At 55.6% G+C, this 20,796-nt stretch carries 17 protein-coding genes and 2 tRNA genes; 10 read left to right on the top strand and 9 right to left on the bottom strand.

Annotated elements, in window-relative coordinates; all coding sequences use genetic code 11:
• The first annotated feature begins 22 nt into the window (after positions 1 to 22).
• From KW829_RS03725 to KW829_RS03715, 3 genes are all read left to right on the top strand, one after another.
• Positions 23 to 952 (top strand): LysR substrate-binding domain-containing protein, encoded by a 930-nt coding sequence (locus tag KW829_RS03725; RefSeq protein ID WP_042716033.1) that lies wholly within the window; start codon positions 23 to 25, stop codon positions 950 to 952.
• Between the two features lie 219 nt (positions 953 to 1,171).
• Positions 1,172 to 1,234 carry a membrane protein YoeI gene (gene yoeI, locus KW829_RS03720; protein WP_099458931.1) on the top strand — a complete coding sequence of 21 codons (63 nt, stop codon included), beginning with the start codon at positions 1,172 to 1,174 and terminating at the stop codon, positions 1,232 to 1,234.
• Entirely contained in the window at positions 1,224 to 2,582 is a 1,359-nt protein-coding gene (locus tag KW829_RS03715; RefSeq protein ID WP_010432055.1) for an APC family permease, read from the top strand. Before yoeI ends, KW829_RS03715 begins: the two co-directional genes overlap by 11 nt.
• Before the next feature lie 110 nt (positions 2,583 to 2,692).
• On the opposite strand, the gene sbcB is transcribed toward KW829_RS03715, so the two are convergent.
• Positions 2,693 to 4,129 carry an exodeoxyribonuclease I gene (gene sbcB / locus KW829_RS03710; RefSeq protein WP_371317564.1) on the bottom strand — a complete coding sequence of 479 codons (1,437 nt, stop codon included), beginning with the start codon at positions 4,127 to 4,129 and terminating at the stop codon, positions 2,693 to 2,695.
• A gap of 198 nt (positions 4,130 to 4,327) precedes the next feature.
• Here sbcB and dacD point away from each other — a divergent pair, with 198 nt between their 5' ends.
• From dacD to KW829_RS03690, 4 genes are all read left to right on the top strand, one after another.
• Positions 4,328 to 5,494: a serine-type D-Ala-D-Ala carboxypeptidase DacD gene (gene dacD / locus KW829_RS03705; protein WP_256350436.1), complete on the top strand. Its 1,167-nt coding sequence runs from the start codon at positions 4,328 to 4,330 to the stop codon at positions 5,492 to 5,494.
• Positions 5,495 to 5,612: 118 nt separating this feature from the next.
• Positions 5,613 to 6,086, top strand: coding sequence for a DNA gyrase inhibitor SbmC (gene sbmC, locus KW829_RS03700; protein ID WP_010432063.1), 474 nt, complete (start codon positions 5,613 to 5,615; stop codon positions 6,084 to 6,086).
• 91 nt (positions 6,087 to 6,177) lie between these two features.
• The gene (locus KW829_RS03695; protein WP_100165945.1) at positions 6,178 to 7,236 is read left to right on the top strand and encodes an FUSC family protein; all 1,059 of its coding nucleotides are present in this window, start codon (positions 6,178 to 6,180) and stop codon (positions 7,234 to 7,236) included.
• A gap of 147 nt (positions 7,237 to 7,383) precedes the next feature.
• The gene (locus KW829_RS03690; RefSeq protein ID WP_010432067.1) at positions 7,384 to 7,719 is read left to right on the top strand and encodes a DUF496 family protein; all 336 of its coding nucleotides are present in this window, start codon (positions 7,384 to 7,386) and stop codon (positions 7,717 to 7,719) included.
• A 49-nt stretch (positions 7,720 to 7,768) separates the two neighbouring features.
• Here the strand turns inward: KW829_RS03690 and KW829_RS03685 are convergent, their stop codons facing one another.
• Entirely contained in the window at positions 7,769 to 8,101 is a 333-nt protein-coding gene (locus KW829_RS03685; RefSeq protein ID WP_218307623.1) for a gamma-glutamylcyclotransferase family protein, read from the bottom strand.
• A 53-nt stretch (positions 8,102 to 8,154) separates the two neighbouring features.
• Positions 8,155 to 8,230 (bottom strand) — tRNA-Asn (locus KW829_RS03680).
• 161 nt (positions 8,231 to 8,391) lie between these two features.
• Between KW829_RS03680 and emmdR the strand changes: the two genes are divergently transcribed.
• Together emmdR and KW829_RS03670 are read left to right on the top strand one after the other, a co-directional pair.
• On the top strand, positions 8,392 to 9,846 hold the full coding sequence (gene emmdR / locus KW829_RS03675; RefSeq protein WP_010432069.1) for a multidrug efflux MATE transporter EmmdR: 1,455 nt from the start codon (positions 8,392 to 8,394) through the stop codon (positions 9,844 to 9,846).
• A gap of 103 nt (positions 9,847 to 9,949) precedes the next feature.
• A tRNA-Asn gene (locus KW829_RS03670) sits at positions 9,950 to 10,025 on the top strand.
• A 146-nt stretch (positions 10,026 to 10,171) separates the two neighbouring features.
• On the opposite strand, the gene KW829_RS03665 is transcribed toward KW829_RS03670, so the two are convergent.
• From KW829_RS03665 to shiA, 3 genes are all read right to left on the bottom strand, one after another.
• Positions 10,172 to 11,944, bottom strand: coding sequence for an aminopeptidase P family protein (locus KW829_RS03665; RefSeq protein WP_218307622.1), 1,773 nt, complete (start codon positions 11,942 to 11,944; stop codon positions 10,172 to 10,174).
• Positions 11,945 to 11,959: 15 nt separating this feature from the next.
• Entirely contained in the window at positions 11,960 to 13,414 is a 1,455-nt protein-coding gene (locus KW829_RS03660) for an AMP nucleosidase (RefSeq protein WP_218307621.1), read from the bottom strand.
• Positions 13,415 to 13,487: 73 nt separating this feature from the next.
• Entirely contained in the window at positions 13,488 to 14,804 is a 1,317-nt protein-coding gene (gene shiA / locus KW829_RS03655; RefSeq protein WP_010432076.1) for a shikimate transporter, read from the bottom strand.
• A 256-nt stretch (positions 14,805 to 15,060) separates the two neighbouring features.
• Here shiA and pagP point away from each other — a divergent pair, with 256 nt between their 5' ends.
• On the top strand, positions 15,061 to 15,636 hold the full coding sequence (pagP, locus tag KW829_RS03650; RefSeq protein WP_174339782.1) for a lipid IV(A) palmitoyltransferase PagP: 576 nt from the start codon (positions 15,061 to 15,063) through the stop codon (positions 15,634 to 15,636).
• On the opposite strand, the gene KW829_RS03645 is transcribed toward pagP, so the two are convergent.
• Genes KW829_RS03645 through KW829_RS03635 form a run of 3 tightly spaced genes read right to left on the bottom strand, consistent with a single transcriptional unit; the run spans position 15,633 to position 20,742 of the window.
• Positions 15,633 to 16,598 carry an acyltransferase gene (locus tag KW829_RS03645; protein ID WP_218307620.1) on the bottom strand — a complete coding sequence of 322 codons (966 nt, stop codon included), beginning with the start codon at positions 16,596 to 16,598 and terminating at the stop codon, positions 15,633 to 15,635. The two genes, pagP and KW829_RS03645, sit on opposite strands and share 4 nt — an antisense overlap.
• A gap of 2 nt (positions 16,599 to 16,600) precedes the next feature.
• Complete coding sequence (locus KW829_RS03640; protein WP_218307619.1) at positions 16,601 to 19,657, bottom strand: efflux RND transporter permease subunit; 3,057 nt, start codon at positions 19,655 to 19,657, stop codon at positions 16,601 to 16,603.
• Positions 19,657 to 20,742: an efflux RND transporter periplasmic adaptor subunit gene (locus KW829_RS03635; protein WP_218307618.1), complete on the bottom strand. Its 1,086-nt coding sequence runs from the start codon at positions 20,740 to 20,742 to the stop codon at positions 19,657 to 19,659. Before KW829_RS03635 ends, KW829_RS03640 begins: the two co-directional genes overlap by 1 nt.
• Positions 20,743 to 20,796 lie beyond the last annotated feature (54 nt).

The raw sequence follows: 20,796 nt of genomic DNA, 5'->3' as shown, positions 1-20,796 counted from the left end.
CGCACACCGTAAGGGGGCGAAGATGAAACCGCTGCTGGATGTTCTTATTATTCTGGATGCACTGGAAAAAGAGGGAAGCTTCGCCGCTGCTTCAGCGAAGCTTTATAAAACGCCTTCGGCGCTCAGCTATACCGTGCATAAACTTGAAAGCGATCTGAACATTGAGCTGCTGGATCGCTCCGGGCATCGCGCGCGTTTTACGCGAACCGGACAGATGCTGCTGGAAAAGGGACGTGATGTTCTCCATACGGTTCGCGAACTGGAAAAACAGGCCATAAAACTTCATCAGGGGTGGGAAAACGAACTGGTGATCGGCGTGGATGATACCTTTCCCTTTTCTCTCCTGACGCCGCTGATCGAAGCGTTCTATCAGCGCCACAGCGTGACCCGGTTAATCTTCATTAATGGTGTGCTGGGCGGCTCCTGGGATGCCCTGACGCGGGGCAGGGCGGATATCATCGTTGGGGCACTGCATGAGCCCCCCCAGTTGAGCGATTTTGGCTTTGCGCGACTGGGTATACTGGAGCAAATTTTTGCCGTCGCACCCCATCATCCGCTGGCGAATGAACCGGAGCCCATTAACCGCCGTATTATTAAAAACTACCGTGCCATTGTGGTGGGCGACAGCTCCCGGCCTGAATGTGGCGTCTCTTCGCAGCTGCTTGATGAGCAAGAGGCGATTACCGTGTTTGATTTTAAAACCAAGCTGGAACTGCAAATAAGCGGTCTGGGGTGCGGCTATTTGCCGCGCTATCTGGCGCAGCGCTTTATTGATAGCGGTGCGCTTGTTGAAAAACAGGTACTTGCTCAAAGCAGCAACGAATCGGTGTGGGTGGGCTGGAATGAACAAACTGCCGGGCTTGCCAGCGCATGGTGGCGGGACGAAATTTTAGCAAATAGTGCTATCGCTGCAGTTTACTCTCAGGGCAGCGTCGAGAAATCAGCCAGTTAGAAAAAAGAAAATTGCCCGGTGCGTTGCAAACTATTGCCTTTTGTATCTGATGTGGGGCAAAATGCCGCCGCTGCAAACAAATGAATAATCGACGATATAAAAGGCGTCGGTTATTTTTTTTTGCATGTACGAAACGAAACTAAAAACCAAGAGGCCGGGCTTCGTACCGGATAGATATTTACTAAAATCCGACAGTTGTTGTCGCTGAGGAAGAAAGAAATGGGGCAATTTTTCGCTTACGTGGCGGTTATTACCGTAAAGGAGAATAACTATGTCGCATAACGCAACTCCAAACACCTCTCGCGTGGAATTACGTAAAACGCTTACGTTGATTCCGGTTGTTATGATGGGCCTTGCCTATATGCAACCGATGACGCTGTTCGATACATTCGGTATCGTATCAGGCCTTACTGACGGTCACGTTGCAACGGCGTACGCCTTTGCGCTGGTCGCCATTCTCTTTACAGCGCTGAGCTACGGAAAACTGGTTCGCCGTTTCCCGTCTGCAGGCTCTGCCTACACCTATGCTCAGAAATCTATTAGCCCGGCGGTTGGCTTTATGGTGGGCTGGTCATCTCTGCTGGACTACCTGTTCATGCCGATGATCAACATTCTGCTGGCAAAAATTTACTTCGAAGCACTGGTACCTTCCGTTCCGTCGTGGATCTTCGTGGTGGCGCTGGTGGCCTTTATGACCATCTCTAACCTGCGCAGCATCAAGACCGTGGCGAACTTCAACACCCTGATTGTTATTCTGCAGATGGGTATCGTTGCGGTTATCGTGGGGTTGATCATTTACGGCGTGTCTCATGGTGAAGGCGCAGGTACGCTGGCCAGCACCCGTCCGTTCTGGTCTGAAGGCGCGCACGTTGTGCCGATGATCACCGGTGCGACCATCCTGTGCTTCTCGTTCCTGGGCTTCGACGGTATCTCTTCTCTGTCTGAAGAGACCAAAGACGCCGAGCGCGTGATCCCGAGAGCGATTTTCCTGACCGCGCTGATTGGCGGCATGATCTTTATCGGTGCTTCCTACTTCCTGCAGCTGTACTTCCCGGACATCTCTCGCTTTAAAGAGCCGGACGCATCACAGCCTGAAATCATGCTGTATGTTGCAGGGAAAACCTTCCAGTGGGGCGTGCTGATCTTCTCCAGCGTCACCGTACTGGCATCCGGTATGGCGGCACACGCAGGTGTTTCTCGCCTGATGTACGTAATGGGTCGTGACGGCGTGTTCCCAACCCGTTTCTTCGGCTACGTTCATCCGAAATGGCGTACCCCGGCGTGGAACGTACTGCTGGTTGGCGCAATCGCATTGATGGCCATTAAGTTTGACCTAGTGACTGCAACCGCGCTGATTAACTTTGGTGCGCTGGTGGCGTTTACCTTTGTTAACCTCTCGGTGATCTCTCAGTTCTGGATCCGCGAGAAGCGTAATAAAACGCTGAAGGACCACTTCAACTATCTGGTGCTGCCGATGTGTGGCGCGCTGACGGTGGGTGCGCTGTGGATTAACCTGGAAGAGAGCTCAATGGTTCTGGGTCTGATCTGGGGTGCTATCGGTCTGATTTATCTGGCTTGCGTAACCAAAAGCTTCCGTAACCCGGTACCTCAGTACGAAGACGTTGCGTAATAGTGTGTCGGGTGGCGGCTACGCCTTACCCGACCTACAAAACACGTAGGCCCGCGCCAGCGGGCAAAAAAAGCCGGAGACAATGTCTCCGGCTTTTTTGTACCCATCACTCAAACAATCTCTTGCGCATACTGGAACAGGGATTTCAACAGCGCCTGTTTCTCAGCATTCCCTTCATACTGGCCGTAAAGCATTTCCAGCTCTTGCGCATAGCTGTTGAGAAATTCCGGTGTAAACACGTTACGTCGATGCTGCAGCCAGCGTTCCTGCTCCACTTCGTCCAGAGTACCCGGATAGTTTCGCGCCCGGTAATTGAACATCAGCTTTTCAATGCGCTTATCTGCAAAGGTAATATCCAGCGCCGGTAAATTACGCGGCTCGGTTTGCAGGACGATATTCATTGCCGCGCGATCGGCATCGCTGAAGAAACCGTTGTAAAGCTGTGCGTCGACGTTCTCAGACGGCACAAACGGCTCGGCTTCCGCAAAGATAGCGACCACTTTTTCCCGTACCTGCGGGTTGTCGCGCAGCACCTTCAGGTTATCCAGACAGTGCTGACGATTAATACCCAGCCTGTCAGCATCTTCCGGTCGCAGCGTATTGGCCTGCGCCAGCACCGGACATTTATTGATGTGAACCAGCTTCACCGGTACCGCAGGTAGATCGCCGAGCTCGTTTTTCGGCGTGTAAAGCCGTTCACGCAGCGTATCGCTGTCCAGTTCCAGCAGCGGGGAGATATCGCCCGCCAAATCCACCATGATAACGGCATTACGGTTGTCGGGATGCCATGCCAGCGGCGCAACCCAACTGGTATTGCCGCGCCACGCACCGAACATCCCGGAGATGTGTACCAGCGGCTTCATCTGCGGTACATCAATGAGCGTAGTCAGCTTCTGTTTGCTGCGGTGACTCAACAGATACTCAAACAGACGCGGCTGGGCGGTTTTCACCAGCTTTGCCATGGCAATAGTGGCATAGACGTCTGCCATCGCGTCGTGAGCATTGCTGTGCTCGATGCCGTTGGCGCGCGTCAGGTGTTCAAGCCTGAAACTCGGCAGGCCATCCTCGTTCTCCGGCCAGTTAATGCCCTCAGGACGCAGGGCATAACAGGCGCGCATAATATCGAGTAAATCCCAGCGCGAATTGCGGTTCTGCCAGCTCCAGGCATAGGGATCGTAGAAGTTGCGGTAGAAGATATTGCGCGTCACTTCATCATCGAAACGGATGTTGTTGTAACCGACCACGCAGGTATTGGGAACGGTAAACAGATCGTGGATGCGGCGGGCAAATTCCGCTTCGCTCACGCCTTTTTCCCGTGCTTCCTGCGGTGTAATGCCCGTAACCATCACCGCGCCCGGCTGCGGCAGATAATCATCCGCGGGCCTGCAGTAAAAGACCTCTGGCTCGCCAATGATGTTGAATTCGTCGTCGGTACGGATGGCAGCAAACTGCGCCGGTCTGTCCAGCGCCGGGTGGGTGCCAAAGGTTTCGTAATCGTGGAACAAAAAAGTTGGGCGCGCGGCAGAATCAGACACCAGTAATATCATCCTGTAAAAAATTCACGACGCTATGGTAAACGATCGCGCTAAGCAGTCCGAATAAAAAGCGCGGTCATGCGTGAAATTTGCGAGACAGCGTCAGAGAAAAATATGCTCTCTGTCACATTTTTTTGCAATTAAGGCAGGTAACGACAGCAGAACTCCCGTAAAAAGGTCATCGATTTTTAATGACCTGAGGATATACCGTTGAAACGCCGTCTGTTTATTGCTGTTTCTTTACTTGCTTCGAGTATCACATCTGCGCTGGCTGCCGATCCGCTGGATTTCTCCCCGCAGCCACCTGCCATCCAGGCGGGGTCCTGGGTGCTGATGGATTACACTACTGGTCAGATATTAACGGCGGGCAACGAACATCAACAGCGTAATCCGGCAAGCCTGACTAAGCTGATGACGGGCTACGTCGTCGACCGCGCTATCGACAGCCATCGCATCAGCCCGGATGATATCGTCACGGTTGGGCGCGACGCGTGGGCAAAAGGTAACCCGGTCTTTGACGGATCGTCTCTGATGTTTCTGAAAGAGGGCGATCGCGTTTCCGTACGCGATCTCAGCCGGGGCCTGATTGTCGACTCCGGTAACGATGCCTGCGTGGCGCTGGCCGATCACGTCGCGGGTGGCCAGCCGCAGTTCGTGAATATGATGAATGACTTTGTGCAAAAGCTGAACCTGCGCGACACCCATTTCGAAACCGTTCACGGACTGGATGCGCCTGGGCAGCACAGCTCCGCTTACGATCTGGCCGTTCTCTCCCGCGCGATCATTCACGGTGAGCCAGAGTTTTATCATATGTACAGCGAGAAGAGCCTGACCTGGAACGGGATCACCCAGCAGAACCGCAACGGCCTGCTGTGGGATAAAACCATGAACGTGGACGGTCTGAAAACGGGGCATACCTCCGGCGCGGGCTTTAACCTGATTGCCTCCGCGGTGGACGGGCAGCGTCGCTTGATCGCCGTGGTAATGGGCGCAGACAGCCCGAAGGGGCGTGAAGATCAGGCGCGCAAGCTGCTCCACTGGGGACAACAGAACTTTGATACGGTGCAGATCCTGCACAGCGGTAAAAAAGTGGGGACCGAGCGGATCTGGTACGGTGATAAAGAACAGGTAAACCTGGGAACCGATCAGGACTTCTGGCTGGCCTTGCCAAAAGCGGAAGTGCCGAACATTAAGGCTAAATACGTGCTGGATACAAAAGCGCTGGAAGCCCCAATTGCTGCCCATCAGCGGGTCGGTGAAATTCAGCTGTACGACCGCGATAAGCTGGTGGCGCACTGGCCGCTGGTCACGCTGGAACGCGTTGATAAAGGCGGTATTTTCTCCCGCCTGAGTGATTATCTGCATCACACCATCTAACCTTTCTGAGCAGACTGGCAGGGTTGCGAGTCTGCTCACATAATAAACACTCCTCGTTTGCCGATAATATTCATTCTGCTTTATAGTGTATAAATATACAGTAATAAATGGAGGCAGCATGGACTACAGCATCAAGCAGCAACAGAAACGTAAAATCGCAGGTTTTCACCTAGTTGGGCCGTGGGAAAAAACCGTTAAGCAGGGCTTTGAACAACTGGTCATGTGGGTGGATGGGCGTCACATTCAGCCGCTGGAGTGGGTAGCAGTTTACTACGATAATCCTGATGAGGTCCCGGCAGAAAAACTGCGCTGTGACACCGCCGTCACGGTACCCGACGACTTTATCATTCCCGATAACAGTGAAGGGGTGATGATGACCGAAATTGTGGCCGGGGATTATGCGGTCGCGACGGCACGTGTTGAAAATTACGACTTTGCGACCCCGTGGTATCAGTTCTTTAATTCCCTCCTGCAGGACAATAAGTACCAGATTGCTCCAAAACCCTGCTTTGAACGCTATCTCAATGATGGTAATGCAGATGGCTACTGGGACATTGAGATGTTCGTCGCGGTAGAGCATAAAGCGGGTTAACCCTGTAAAAAGTGGGATTTTTAGCCGGGGGCGATCCACCCGGCTGAAAACACAGTACAATTGTGATTTGCCGTGTAGCTGGAGAGCGGGTGTGCGTCCCGACAAATCATTAACGCCGTTTGAAATTCGGTTGTACAAACATTACCGCGTGGTTCATGGGTGTCGCATCGCGCTGGCGTTCGTGTTGACGTTTGTACTGGTTCGCTTGCTGGATGTTCCGGAGGGGACGTGGCCGCTGATTACGCTGGTGGTTGTGATGGGGCCCATCTCCTTTTGGGGAAACGTTGTTCCGCGCGCGCTTGAGCGAATTGGCGGGACCGTTTTAGGCTCCGCCCTTGGGCTAATCGCCCTGAAACTGGAGCTGATCTCCTTTCCTGTCATGCTGGCATGGTGCGGCGCCGCCATGTTCCTCTGCGGCTGGCTGGCGTTGGGCAAAAGACCGTATCAGGCGTTGCTGATTGGGATTACTCTCGCGGTGGTGGTCGGTGCGCCCGCCGGGGATATGACTACGGCGCTGTGGCGAAGCGGGGATGTGGTGCTCGGCTCGTTGCTGGCGATGCTGTTTACGGGGATCTGGCCGCAACGCGCCTTTCTGCACTGGCGCATCCAGATGGCGAATTACGTGACGGCATTTAACCGTGTCTATCAGGCCGGCTTTTCCCCGAATCTGGTTGAACGGCCACGGCTGGAAAAACACCTGCAGAAGATCCTCAATGATGTCGTCAAAATGCGCGGCCTGATCACGCCCGCCAGCAAAGAAACCCATATTCAGAAAGCGATTTTCGAAGCCATCCAGACGGTAAGCCGCAACCTGGTCTGCATGCTTGAGCTGCAGATCAACGCGCACTGGGCCTCGCGCCCCAGCCATCTACTGATGCTTAATGCGCATACGCTCAAAGAGACCCAGCAGATGACGCAGCAAACGCTGCTGACCATCGCCCATGCGCTCTATGAAGGCAACCCGCAGCCGATACTGGCCAACAGCGAGCGACTGAATGAGATCGTCGCGGAGCTGAAGCAGCTAATCAATGAACGCCAGAGCGATAACGTGGCGGAAACGCCCATTCATGGCTACGTCTGGCTGAGTATGGAACTGGCGCGGCAGCTTGAGCTGTTATCGCATCTTATTTGCCGGGCGCTGCGCAAATAAAAGGCGTATGTGACGCCTGCTGCTTCGATTCAGCAGCAATTGGGGTTATGATAGATTTAAACGATATACTCATTGTCATTCGCAGCCGCTGTCTGTTACAACGGTTGCCTTAACGAATCCGAATCTCACATTATCAGGGGTGTAAAAATGGAAACTACCAAGCCTTCGTTCCAGGATGTTCTGGAATTCGTCCGCCTGTTCCGCCGCAAAAACAAACTGCAGCGTGAAATCCAGGACGTTGAGAAGAAGATCCGTGACAACCAGAAACGTGTTCTGCTGCTCGACAACCTGAGCGACTACATCAAGCCAGGCATGAGCGTTGAAGCTATTCAGGGCATCATCGCCAGCATGAAGAGCGATTACGAAGACCGTGTTGATGACTACATCATCAAAAATGCTGAGCTGTCCAAAGAGCGTCGCGACATCTCCAAGAAGCTGAAAGTGATGGGCGAAATCAAAAACGCTGAAGCAAAAAGCGAGTAATCGCTGCGAATTGTGAAAAAGGCTCTCTGGTGACAGAGAGCCTTTTTTATTACGTAGAGCGCGGCTGTAGCTGATAAATCCAGGCCTTAACCTGTTTACCCTCAAGGGTCGTCACCGTGACCTCAACCCGATCGTAGCCGTCTTCAAACTCATCCAGCATTTGCCAGTGTGCGGCAAGGTTATCAGAGATAAACAAATAGCCTTCGACGCGGGGCCCGTCCGGGTGGAGCACAATCCCCGGGAAATCCGCTGCTGCGCCCCAGCCGCGTTCGTAAAACGTGCCGGATACGAAGCCAGCGAGCCATTCACCGCCAATGTTTTCAAGAATATGCGCGTTAGAGTGACCGGGGCGTAGAGTGCCGTAAACAAACAGTGCGTCCATTTATCCTCACCGGAAAAGCAAAAAGCCCGCTCGAAAGCAGGCTTTTCTAAATGTGGCTCCTCTGACTGGACTCGAACCAGTGACATACGGATTAACAGTCCGCCGTTCTACCGACTGAACTACAGAGGAATCGTTGTGGAGGCTTATCTTAGCGGCGAAAAAAGTTTTGTCAAACCTGATCTTAGGGAAAATCGACTGACTGCTGATTCTGTCGTCAGTTTGTTGTAAATCCAAACATCTTTTTTATGGAAATACTTTGCAGGATAGCCATTTCTCCCCCATCATTTGAAATGGAGTTTCAACTTTTCTCGCTAAGGTCCATTTTGAACGTCACTGCCCCCTTACGCCAGGCGATCATGCGCACGCCCTGGTATGCAAAACGTAAAAGTTATCGTGTTCTGTTCTGGCGTGAAATCACCCCCCTTGCTGTGCCTATTTTCCTGGAGAATACCTGCGTACTGCTGATGGGCGTGCTAAGTACGTTCCTGGTCAGTTGGTTGGGTAAAGAGGCGATGGCAGGGGTAGGGCTGGCGGACAGCTTTAACATGGTGGTGATGTCTTTCTTTGCCGCCATCGATCTGGGTACAACGGTCGTCGTTGCCTTTAGTCTGGGGAAACTTGATCCGAAGCGCGCGCGTGAGGCGGCACGCCAGTCGCTGATGATCATGACCATCTTTTCGATCGTTCTGGCGGCGGTTATCCATTACTACGGCAAAGAGATTATTGATATTGTCGCGGGTGAGGCGACCAGTGAGGTAAAAGACCTTGCGCTGACATACCTGGAAATGACGGTGTTAAGCTATCCGGCGGCGGCTATTGCCCTGATTGGTAGCGGTGCGCTGCGCGGGGCGGGCAATACCAAAATTCCGCTGCTGATCAACGGCGGGATGAATATCCTGAACATTATCATCAGTAGTGTACTGATTTACGGGGTCTTTTCCTGGGACGGTCTGGGGTTTGTTGGTGCTGGCCTTGGCCTGACTATTTCACGTTACATTGGCGCGGCAGCGATTATCGGCGTGCTGATGACGGGGATCACCCCGTCGCTGCGCCTCACGCTGAAAAGCTATTTCAGGCCGTTTAACTTTGCCATTATCTGGGAAGTGATGGGCATCGGTATTCCGGCCAGCATTGAGTCGGTGCTGTTCAACGGCGGCAAGCTGCTCACGCAGATGTTTGTGGCCGGTATGGGGACAGATGTTATCGCCGGTAACTTTATCGCCTTCTCCATCGCCTCGCTGATTAACCTGCCGGGCAACGCCCTTGGTTCCGCCTCCACGATTATCACCGGCAAACGGCTCGGGAAAGGGCAGATAGGGCAGGCGGAGCGTCAGCTCCGGCATGTCTTCTGGCTATCGACCATTGGGCTGACAATGATAGCCTGGGGAACCGCGCCTTTTGCCGGGTTGATGGCCTCGTTTTACACCCACGAAAACGATGTTAAAGAGGTGGTTAAGATCCTGATTTGGCTCAACGCCGCGTTTATGCCGATCTGGGCCGCGTCCTGGGTGTTGCCCGCTGGCTTAAAGGGCGCGCGCGATGCCCGGTTTGCCATGTGGGTATCCATGCTCGGGATGTGGGGGTGCCGCGTGGTGGCGGGTTATACGCTGGGGATTATGCTGGGAATGGGCGTTGTAGGGGTCTGGCTGGGTATGTTCCTGGACTGGGCCGTCCGCGGTGCACTGTTCTACTGGCGCATGGTAAGTGGGCGTTGGTTATGGAAATATCCACGGAAGAATGCCTGACAAATGCGCGAAATGGAGAATAAATCGGCAAACGAACGTAAATCTGCATTCTGCCTTTGACATCATCGGGGAGCATCGATAATATGCGCCCCGTTCACACGATTCCTCTGTAGTTCAGTCGGTAGAACGGCGGACTGTTAATCCGTATGTCACTGGTTCGAGTCCAGTCAGAGGAGCCAAATTTGAAAAGCCTGCTTTTAAAGCAGGCTTTTTGCTTTTCTGCGGCGGGTAAAATTGTCGGGTGGCGGCTTTGCCTTACCCGACCTACAAAAACCTCGAATAGTAGGCCGGGTAAGGCGAAGCCGCCACCCGGCAAAAAGCCGCACTATCCGTTCATACGAATCGGCGCCGTCGCCTCAATTAGCCACGGACGCGCATCGCTATCCACCAGCGGTGACAATGCCTCCCGTACCTGCTGATGATATTCATCCAGCCACTGCTTTTCCTGCTCGCTCAACAGATGCAATTCCACCTGGCTTAGGTCAATCGGGATCAGCGTCAGCGAGGCAAATTTGCAGAACCCCGGGCGGCTTTCCACAATCTCTACCTGATTTTCAATGCGAATGCCGTGGCTATCGCCCAGATAGTAGCCCGGTTCGATGGTCATGATATTCCCCGCCACCAGCGGCCACGGGTTGACCTTTTTGGCGATGCGATGTGGGTTTTCATGGATCAGCAACTGATGCCCCACGCCGTGCCCGGTACCGTGATCGTAATCCAGCCCCATCTCCCACAGCGGACGACGGGCGAAGGCATCCAGCTGATGTCCCTGAGTTCCTGAAGGGAACTGCAGGGTAATGAGCGACAGGAAGCCTCTCAGCACGGCGGTATAGTGTAGGCGCTGCTGCGGATCGACTTTACCCCACGCCAGCGTGCGCGTGGCATCGGTGGTGCCGTTGTGGTACTGACCACCGGAATCATTCAGATAAAAATGGTCATGTCCGATGGGCTTGTTACTGGCTTCGCTTGAGTGGTAATGGCACATTGCCGCATTGCTCGACGACGCGGAAATGGTCGCAAAACTCTGCTCAATAAAACCGGGCTGTTGCCTGCGGAACGCCAGCTGTTGTGCCTGTACCTCCAGCTCGGTCAACGGTTTCCCTGCCGCCACGCGTCGTGGAACTTCCCGACTCAGCCAGGCAAGAAAATTAACCCACGCAGCACCGTCCTGATGATGGCATTCGCGATAGCCCGCCAGCTCCATCGGGTTTTTCGTGGCTTTCATCAGGGTGATGGGATCGGTCTGCCAGACGATCTCTCCCTGCGGCTCGATGGCAAAGCGCAATGCAACAGGCGCAGAATCTGCATCGACCAGCACCCGTTTGCCCGCAGCCTGCTGCTGGCAGCGTTCAATAAACGCCCTCTGCGGGGCGAGAGTGAAAGCATCACGCACGGGAGCCGGCAACGCGGTGAGCTTCGCATCGTCAACAAACCACTCCACGCTACCATCACGGCTGAGCAGGGCGAAGGAGAGAGGAACCGGGCTAAAGGGGATATCTGATCCACGCACGTTCAGCAGCCAGGCGATATTGTCCGGCAGCGTCACGGCGAGGAAATCAGCATTGTGTTCTGCCAGCACGGCGGCAACACGCTGACGTTTTTCTGCGCTGCTTTCACCGCTGACCTCAACGGGCATTTCGCGGATAAGCCCTGCTGGCGCCGCTGGGCGGTCAGTCCACAGCGTGTCAAACGGAGAGGCATCCAGAGGCACCAGCTCACACGGCGTGGCAGACAGCTGCTCAAACTCTGAATTTGTCATCAGCATCGCGTCAAAGCCAATGCGCGTCCCTGCCTCCACGTTTTTCGCCAGCCACTCAGCCAGCGGTTCGTTGTGAAGATGGTGGATCTCAATCTCGTCCATATTGACCTGAACGCGGGCCTGAACCTGATAACGTCCATCGACGAAGAGTAGCGCTTTGTCTTTCAGCACCAGAGCCAGACCGGCCGAGCCGTCAAAGCCCGTCAGCCAGGCCAGCTTTTCGTCGTACGGGGCGCAGTATTCGCTCTGCCAGGCATCCGCACGCGGAACGATCATTCCGTCGAGATGACGGGCTTCAAGCCAGTGGCGCAGGGCAGAGAGAGGTGATGTGGTGTGCATGGTTTTTCCTTGTTATTAGCGGAACGGCGGCTCGTTGAAGGTACGTAGCTTGCGTGAATGCAGCTTGTCGCCCTCCGCGCGAAGTAAATCAATCGCACGAATACCGATCTGCAGATGCTCAGAGATAGCCCCTTCGTAAAAACGGTTGGCCTGCCCCGGCAGCTTAATTTCGCCGTGCAGCGGCTTATCGGAGACACACAGCAGCGTGCCGTAAGGGACGCGGAAGCGATATCCCTGCGCGGCAATGGTGGCGCTCTCCATATCAATCGCCACCGCGCGGCTCAGGTTGAAGCGCAGCGCGGAGGCAGAGTAGCGCAGCTCCCAGTTGCGATCATCGGTAGTGACGACGGTGCCGGTACGCAGGCGCTGCTTAACCTCTTCACCCGGCATACCGCTGACCTCTTTGGTGGCGTCATAGAGCGCGCGCTGTACTTCGGCGATGCTTGGGATCGGGATGTCCGGCGGCAGTACCGCGTCCAGCACATGGTCATCACGCAGATAGGCGTGGGCCAGCACGTAATCGCCAATCAGCTGGCTTTCGCGCAAGCCGCCGCAGTGGCCAATCATCAGCCACACGTCCGGACGCAGGACCGCCAGATGGTCGCAGATGGTTTTGGCGTTTGACGGGCCCACGCCGATGTTGATCAGCGTAATGCCCTGTCCGTCGGCGGTGATCAGGTGCCACGCGGGCATCTGGTGTTTTTTCCACGCCAGGTCGGAGATAGCCTGCTCGGGCGTTTCGGTCTCCGCGGTGATCCAGATCCCGCCCGCGCAGGAAAGGGCGATGTAAGGGCTATCCGGATCGAGAATTTGGCTACAGCCCCAGCGGACAAACTCATCCACGTAGCGGGTGTAGTTGGTGAACAGCACAAACGGCTGGAAGTGCTCCGCAGGCGTGCCGGTGTAGTGACGCAGGCGCGCCAGGGAGAAGTCCACGCGGCGAGCATCAAAGTGCGACAGGGGAGAAAATTCAGCCGGGTGATAGATGCCGTCAGCCGTCTCATCGCCAATCTGGGAAAGCTCGGTGGTCGGGAAGTGGCGCGTCAGCCCCGCGCTCATGGAACGATCCAGCGTCAGCGCCGAGCCGTCTATCACGTACGGATAAGGGATTTCGTGCAGCGAAGGTTCTACAGAAATGTGCGCGCCGTAATCCTGATACAGCAGCGTCAGCTGTTCCTCAAGATAGGGGCGGAACAGCGCAGGGCGGGTGACGGTGGTGCTGTAACAGCCGGAGTGGGTAAAGCGCGCGTAGGCACGGGTTTTGGGATTACTGCTGGCACTGCCGTCCCAGGTAACAGAGAGCGATGGATAAACAAAAAGGCCCTGAGTTCTGGCCTTTTCATCGGGAAGTTTCCCTGATTCGATGTATTCACTGATGGCGCTGCGCAGCGCGTTGACGGACTGTTCATACAGCGCGTCGAGTTTTTCCAGCGCCTGAGCCGGGGTCAGGCTGGAGCCCTTATTATTCATCTCTGTCTCCTTGTTCCACAGGTGTGTGACTCTACCCGATAGTATGTCACACGCCCGTGAAACAAAAGTGAGATCAGGTGTGGCGCGGCTCTTTCATAAACAGCGCCGTGGCGGCAGAGAGCAGGCAACCGGCCAGCAAATAAATCGCCACGCTGTGCCAGTTTCCGCCAGAAAAAGTCACCAGCGCGGCGGCAATAAACGGCGTAAACCCGCCACCGACCACGCTTGCCACCTGATAGCCCACGCCCGCGCCGCTGTAGCGGTAGCTTGCGCCAAACAGCTCGGTGAACATCGGCTGCTGCACGCACACCACCATGTCGTGAGCGATGTTGGCGAGCATGATGGCGAAGAAGACAATCCAGAAGATCGACTGTGCCTCCAGCGCCATAAAGAACGGCCAGGCGCTGAGAGTGCCAATCAGCGCCCCGGTAATATAGACGCGACGGCGACCAAACCGGTCCGCCAGCCAGGCGAAGCAGGGGATAGTCAGGCAGCTTATCCCACCGACCAGCAGGCCGATATTGAGGAACAGCTCGCGGGGAAGTCCGAGGTTCTGCGTCGAGTAGTTCAGTGCAAACGCGGTGACGATATACATCGTCAGCAGTTCACAGAGGCGCAGGGCGATAATTTTCAGAAAAGCGCCAGGATGCTGAACCAGCGCTTCCATCACTGGCAGCCGTTTTTTAGCGACCGGTTTTTCCCGCTGCTGCTGTTCGAATTCCGCGGACTCTTCCATCCCGTTGCGGATCCACAGCGCGGCGATGACCAGCACAATGCTGAAGATGAACGGAATGCGCCAGCCCCAGCTCAGGAACTGCTCGTCGGTGGTGAGCTGGCTGATTAAGGAGACCAGCCCGGTGGAGAGCAGCAGGCCGACGCCATAACCCACCTGCACGCCGCTGCTGTAAAAGGCTTTCCTGTGCTTCGGCGCGCTCTCGACGGACAGCAGCGCCGCGCCACCCCATTCACCGCCTACGGCGAAGCCCTGGATGGCGCGCAGGGTGACCAGCAGTACCGGCGCCCACCAGCCGATAGAGGCAAATGAGGGGAGAATACCGATAAGCGCAGTGGCGATCCCCATCATCCAGACGGTGAGCATCAGCATGCGCTTGCGGCCGAGGCGGTCGCCAAAGTGGCCGAAAATCACCCCGCCCAGCGGGCGAAACAGAAAGCCGACGCCGAAGGTGGCAAACGCCGCGAGCGTGCCCATCGCGGGGCTGACCTGGGGAAAGAATTCGCGGTTAAACACCAGGGCGGCAGTGATGCCGTAGAGCAGAAAATCATACCAGTCGACGACGGCACCCGCGAAGCTGCCTAAGGCTGCGCGGCGGGCACGGTTGAGCGAAGGTGTCTCCTCGTTGGGACGTTCGGAGATGAGGGTGGAGTCCATAGTTGTCCTGTCTGTACTGATTTTTAATTATTGGTATAAGAAAAGGTCACTCACATTGCGTCCGTCATATAAACGGAACCTATGAGACTACCGCGACAAAACGCCTGAGAAAACGTTTTTATCTTTCCGGAAGGCGCTGAATAAATAAATTTCATCTACCCCTGCCTTGAGATAAATCAGTCTGTTTGGCTCCGGTTAGTGCTGAATGGATTACAGTATTAGAAACCGCTGCGTGACTTAAGCTGAGGGAAAAACGATGCAACGCACCTTTTCGGCCATATGGATTGTCCTGTTTTTATTCGCCGCACCACTTCATGCTGAGCAGAAAGTCTATGGAGAACAGCGAATTAGCGGCTGGTGGAATACGCTGACGGAGGATATCTCCCAGACCTGGGAAGAGCCTCAACGTTACGATTTGTACCTGCCGTTCCTGAGCTGGCACGCTCGCTTTATGTACGACAAAGAAAAAACGGACAATTACAATGAAATGCCGTGGGGCGGCGGGCTGGGCGTTTCCCGCTATAACGAAGAGGGCAACTGGAGCGCGCTCTTCGCGATGATGTTCAAGGACTCTCATAACGAATGGCAGCCCGCGATGGGCTATGGCTGGGAGAAGGGCTGGTATCTGGATAATGCGAAGGATTTCCGCCTGGGGCTCGGTGCTGCTGCGGGCATCACGGCGCGAGATGATTTTGCCAACTACGTGCCGCTACCGTTCATTTTCCCGCTGTTTTCGGCCGGGTATAAGCGCGTTACCGTCCAGTTCACCTATATTCCAGGTACCTACAATAACGGCAACGTGCTCTTTGCCTGGCTGCGCTTAGGCTTTTAAAGGGTGATCACCTTTTTTGCCACGGCGTTAGACAATACCAGCATGGAGAAGAGAACAGAGGTGACGAACGTGAGCACAATCAGCGAAAGCTTTATGCCGAGGGAGGTCACCGGTATCAGCGCCGTCAGCAGGTGAAATACCGAGTAGTGCACAATATACACGCCGGTCATCGTTTTGCTGATGGCGGCCAGAACCGACTCTTTGAATTCGGCGTTGCGACGAAAGCGCACGCCGTTCGCCGCAATCACCAGGGCGATGATCAAAATGTAAATTTGAGAGCCGGTGAGAATAAAGGCGTTTCTGTCCGCCTTGAACAGCGCGAAGAAGAAGTGGCGCTCGTAAAACCAGGTAAAGAGATAGATAAACGGGATGGCGACAACCGCCGCCCTGACGACATTTTTGCGGCTAATCCACTCGGCGATTTTCGGGTCGCAGAAGAGTTGCCCCGTCAGATAAAACAGCAGCCATGTCCACAGCCGATACTGCGGTGACAGGGAAAGGATGTGTGTTTCAGGATAAAGCGCCGATAGCAGATCGTATCCGTAGGAAAAGAGCAGCAGGGCGGCAATCGCCCCGCAGAATAGCGCTCGCCGCTGGCTGAGCCACTCCACCGCCGGATGGAAGGTGTAAATCACGACAAAGGCGAACACGAACCAGGGCTGGATTAAATACCCGCGCTGATAGGGCTCCCACAGGTAGTAGATCGTTATCCAGAACAGAAAAACAATCACCAGACTTTTAATTTTACCCAGCTGCCAGCGGGTGCCGTGCCGGGATTGTCCGTCGAGATAGCCCGAAACCACAAAAAACAGCGGCGTGGCGATGGTCGAGATAAAGGTTAAAAACCCCAGGATCCAGTGATAGTCATAATCATAATGATCCCAGGTGTTGTAAATGGTAAAGAAGGTCACCGCCGTCATACAGCCCAGCGTCTTGATAATGTTCAGCCCTGTCGCATTCATTGTTATTTGGCTTCGTCCTTACGATGGAAACACGCATAGATCACGGGGAGTACCAGCAGCGTCAGGATTGTAGCAAACCCCAGTCCAAACATAATCACAACGGCCATGCTCTGGAAGAAAACGTCCAGCAGTAGCGGAGCCAGGCCAAGAACTGTCGTAAACGCGGTGAGCAGGATAGGGCGCAGGCGCGAGGTGGCGGCGTACACGATCGCCTCGTGCTGATCCTTTTGCGTTTTCTGCTGTTCGATCTCTTCCACCAGCACGATGCCGTTGCGGATGAGCATTCCGCTCAGGCTCAGCAGGCCAATCAGCGCCATAAAGCCAAAGGGAATGCCGGTAATTAAAAATCCCGGCGTCACGCCGATCAGCGCCAGCGGTACGGTCAGCCAGATGGCGACGGCATTTTTCACCGAGCTGAACATCAGCACCGTAATGACAAACATCACCAGATACCCGAGAGGTAGCGTAGTGAACAGCCCCTGCTGCGCTTCGCTGGAGTTTTCCGCGTCGCCTCCCCACTCAATGCTGTAGCCGCGCGGCAGGGGAAGGGCATCTACCTGCGGCTTCACGCGGGCGAGGATATCGCCGGAGGTTTGCTGGCTTAGCGGGTCCGGGTCTGTCTGAACTGTCAGCACCCGCGAACGGTCGCGTCGAAGGATGAGCGGATCCTCCCACTCCAGCGAGAAGCGGCTGACGACGTTACTCAGCGGGATATACTGCTGCCGCGTCTGGCTCCACACCAGCACGTTGTTCAGGTGATTGGCGTCCAGCCGTTCGCTCTCAGGCGGGCGCACCACCACGGGCAGCAGGTCGCTGCCTTCCCGGTATAGCCCCGCCCGGCTGCCGGAGAAGTTCATCTCCAGCGCGTTGTCGACGTCCTGTTTATCTACGCCAAGCTCGCGGCCCAGGGCGGCAACGTACTGTGGGCGGATCACCTTGCTGCGGTTTTGCCAGTCGTTCCTGACGCTTCCCGTGGCCGGGTCGCGGGTGAGGATGTCGTCCACCTGGCTGGCAATCAGGCGCAGCCGGTCAGGATCGGGACCTTTAATGCGCACCTCAATGGCGCTGTCGCCGGAGGGGCCAAACATCACGCGCTTGGTGCTGGCGTTGACCTGCGGATAGTTTCGCGCGATGTACTCGTCCACGTGGCGCGTCAGGGCGGAGATGTTGCGCTGGTCGTCCATGCGCACCATGATCTGCGCATAGTTACTGTACTGCCGCTGTCCGCTGTAGGTCAGAATAAAGCGCATACTTCCCTGACCAATGGTCGAGACGGTGGTTTCCACACCCGGCTGGCCGTTAATGGTTTTTTCGATATCGCCGGTCATTTTCTCGGTCCATTTAATATCGGTGCCGTAGGGTAGCCAGAGGTCGACAAAGAAAATCGGCGTATTAGACGACGGGAAAAAGTTTTGCCGTACGGCGCCAAAACCCCAGACAGACGCTGCCAGCAGCGCAGCCATCACAATGAGCGTCGGTGCCTTATGGTGCAGCAGCGTGTTAAGCAGGCGCTGGTAGGCGCGGTAGAGTCGTTTATCGTAGGGATCTGACTCATCGGTTTTATCGGGGGTACTGTCGTTTTTAAACAACCACCACTTAATCAGCACCGGGGTGAGGGTGAGCGCCGAAAACCAGCTCAGCATCAGGGAAATCAGCAACACCTGGAACAGGGATTTACAGTATTCCCCGGTGGAATCCTGCGACAGCCCGATAGGGGCAAACGCCAGGATGGCAATCACCGTCGCCCCCAGCAGCGGCAGGGCGGAGCGGCGGATGACGTAGTTCACGGCGGACAGCAGAGGCGAGCCCTGCTGTCGGGCAATCAACACCCCTTCGACAATCACGATGGCGTTATCCACCAGCATGCTGAGGGCGATAATCAGCGCCCCGAGCGAGATGCGCTGCAGCTCAATACCCCACAGATACATAATCAGCAGCGTGCCGAGCACGTTGAGCGCGAGAGAAAACGCAATGATGATCCCGCTGCGTACGCCCATAAAGATCAGCAGCACGCCGATGACAATCGCCAGCGCCATCAGGAAGTTAATAATAAAACCGTTAACAGAGTGGCCCACTTCGGCTGCCTGATCGTAAAACAGGTCTATCTGTATGCCTGCCGGTTTTTCCGCCGACATCTGGTTTAGCTTCGCCTCCAGCGCGTGGCCCACGTCGATTACGTTCACGCCGGGAATAAACGAGACGCCCATGGTGACGGCTTTTTTGCCGTTGGCATGGTAGAGACTGGCGGGCGATTCGTTTAGCCCGCGCGACAACGTGGCGATATCCCGCAGACGCGTCGCCGCCCCGATGCCGGAAGGCGTGATGATGATATCCGCCAGTTCAACAAGATTCTCGAACTCACCGGTCGGGTGCAGGCGAATGGATTGGGTGCCGGAGGTGATTTCTCCTGCGCTGGAAACGACGTTAAGTCTGCTGAGCAGGACGGAAAGCTGGTTCAGCGTAATGCCGCGCGCGGCCATTTTGGTCAGGGAGATATCGATGTTGACCTGTTGGCTAATAGCGCCGCCGATGGCAACCTTCGCGACGCCGGGGATCAGAATCAACTCCCGGCGCAGCTGCTCCGCATATCTCACCAGTTCAGGATTACTGAATTCATCTCCGGAAATGGCGAAGAAGAAGCCGAACACGTCGCCGAAATCGTCATTCACAAAGGGCGTGACGACGCCGGGCGGAAACTGACGCGAGGCATCGCCCACGCGGCGGCGAAGTTCATCCCAAATCTGCGGCAGTTCGTTCGAGTGATAGCGTGAAGCGATGTTAACGGTGATTTGCGACAGACCGTTTGACGAGATGGAGCTCACGTTGTCCAGATAAGGCAACTGCTGCAGGGCATTCTCCAGCGGAAGCGTCACCTCTTCTTCAACCTGCTGAGCGGATGCGCCGGGATAGTGGGTGACCACCACGGCGGTTTTGATGGTAAAGGCGGGATCTTCCAGCCTGCCGATATTCAACAGGGCGAAAATCCCCCCGATGCCCAGCAGCAGAATCGTTAGCCAGACGCGAACAGGGTTATTAATAAATTGACGAGAGATATCCATTACAGTCCCCGTTCACGCGTCCAGATACGCACTGGCTGGTTAGCGTGGAGCTCCCCAACGCCTGCGGCCACCACGCGCTCGCCCGCCTTAAGCCCGCTGGTGATTACCACACCTTCGGTACTCACTTGCCCCACGCTGACCTTGCGGTCTTCAAGATGGAGCGTGTCGCCTTCTCCCGTTACGACCCAGACGTGCGGTTCATTGCGCGGGCTGTTGTCCGGGTTAAAGACTGCCTCAACCGGTACGACGAGCACCTGAGCACCCGCACCGGCCGGGAGATTGGTTAAATTGATGGTCACCGTACCGCTTACGCCACCGACGGCGGGAAAATCATCGGGTCGCGGCATGGTGAGTATCACCTGCCAGGTCAGGGTATTGCTGTCGCTGCTGCCCGAATGCTCTTTGTAGACGGCGGTAAATTCCCGATCCGGAAGGGCGTTAATTCTCACCACGGGGCGATACTGCGCGTTGCGAATATCAAAGGTCTTAAACAGGTTTTCAGGAATGCTGAACACCACGTCCAGCAGATCGGTACGGGTTAACGTCGCGATGGGCTGACCGGCGGACACCACCTGATGGTTTCGCACGTGCACGCTGGCCGCCGTCCCGCTAAAGGGCGCAACGAGCGTCATCTGATTTAGCTCTTCCCGGGCAATCTGCAGCGCCGCATTCGCCGAATCGCGGTTCGCACGCTGCACGTCCATCTCGGCTTTTGAAATGGCCTGTCGTCCTGCCAGCGTCTGGAAGCGGTCGAACTGCCTCTGGGCCAGCGTCGCCGCTGTTTGTCTGTCGTTAACCCGCTGCTGGGCTTCACGGGCGTTCAGTCTGGCAAGCTGTTGCCCCTGTTTGATGGCAGCACCCTGGCGTACATCGAGCGCTTCAATTTGCCCTGCGCGCTTGAAGGAAAGGTCTGTGGCATCGCCCGATTCAATGCGGGCGGGGAAAACGCGCTGCTGGGCGTGGCCGGGAACCGTCACCTCCGCCACTTTTACCATTCTGGGCAGGGGGGAGGCTTGCTTCGGTTTCGGGTCGCACGCCGTGAGCGTTAACAAAACGAACGGTAAAAGAGAGAGGTAGCGGTTCACTGTATTCCCCTAATAAATAACTGTTTTATTTATTCCATAACCTGGACAGGGGGT

The sequence above is a fragment of the Enterobacter sp. ENT02 genome, assembly GCF_019219165.1.
GTDB classification, from domain to species: domain Bacteria; phylum Pseudomonadota; class Gammaproteobacteria; order Enterobacterales; family Enterobacteriaceae; genus Enterobacter; species Enterobacter mori.
Note: the sequence above shows the minus strand (reverse complement) of the source record. Positions and strands in the feature narration are given on the sequence as shown.

Excerpts from the sequence above, each read along its gene's own strand:
- KW829_RS03640 (WP_218307619.1), bottom strand. The coding sequence starts at position 19,657 with ATGGATATCTCTCGTCAATTTATTAATAACCCTGTTCGCGTCTGGCTA.
- KW829_RS03715 (WP_010432055.1), top strand. The coding sequence starts at position 1,224 with ATGTCGCATAACGCAACTCCAAACACCTCTCGCGTGGAATTACGTAAA.
- KW829_RS03685 (WP_218307623.1), bottom strand. The coding sequence starts at position 8,101 with ATGGACGCACTGTTTGTTTACGGCACTCTACGCCCCGGTCACTCTAAC.
- sbmC (WP_010432063.1), top strand. The coding sequence starts at position 5,613 with ATGGACTACAGCATCAAGCAGCAACAGAAACGTAAAATCGCAGGTTTT.
- sbcB (WP_371317564.1), bottom strand. The coding sequence starts at position 4,129 with ATGATATTACTGGTGTCTGATTCTGCCGCGCGCCCAACTTTTTTGTTC.
- KW829_RS03725 (WP_042716033.1), top strand. The coding sequence starts at position 23 with ATGAAACCGCTGCTGGATGTTCTTATTATTCTGGATGCACTGGAAAAA.
- KW829_RS03690 (WP_010432067.1), top strand. The coding sequence starts at position 7,384 with ATGGAAACTACCAAGCCTTCGTTCCAGGATGTTCTGGAATTCGTCCGC.
- KW829_RS03665 (WP_218307622.1), bottom strand. The coding sequence starts at position 11,944 with ATGCACACCACATCACCTCTCTCTGCCCTGCGCCACTGGCTTGAAGCC.
- emmdR (WP_010432069.1), top strand. The coding sequence starts at position 8,392 with ATGGAGTTTCAACTTTTCTCGCTAAGGTCCATTTTGAACGTCACTGCC.
- KW829_RS03645 (WP_218307620.1), bottom strand. The coding sequence starts at position 16,598 with ATGAATGCGACAGGGCTGAACATTATCAAGACGCTGGGCTGTATGACG.
- shiA (WP_010432076.1), bottom strand. The coding sequence starts at position 14,804 with ATGGACTCCACCCTCATCTCCGAACGTCCCAACGAGGAGACACCTTCG.
- KW829_RS03660 (WP_218307621.1), bottom strand. The coding sequence starts at position 13,414 with ATGAATAATAAGGGCTCCAGCCTGACCCCGGCTCAGGCGCTGGAAAAA.
- pagP (WP_174339782.1), top strand. The coding sequence starts at position 15,061 with ATGCAACGCACCTTTTCGGCCATATGGATTGTCCTGTTTTTATTCGCC.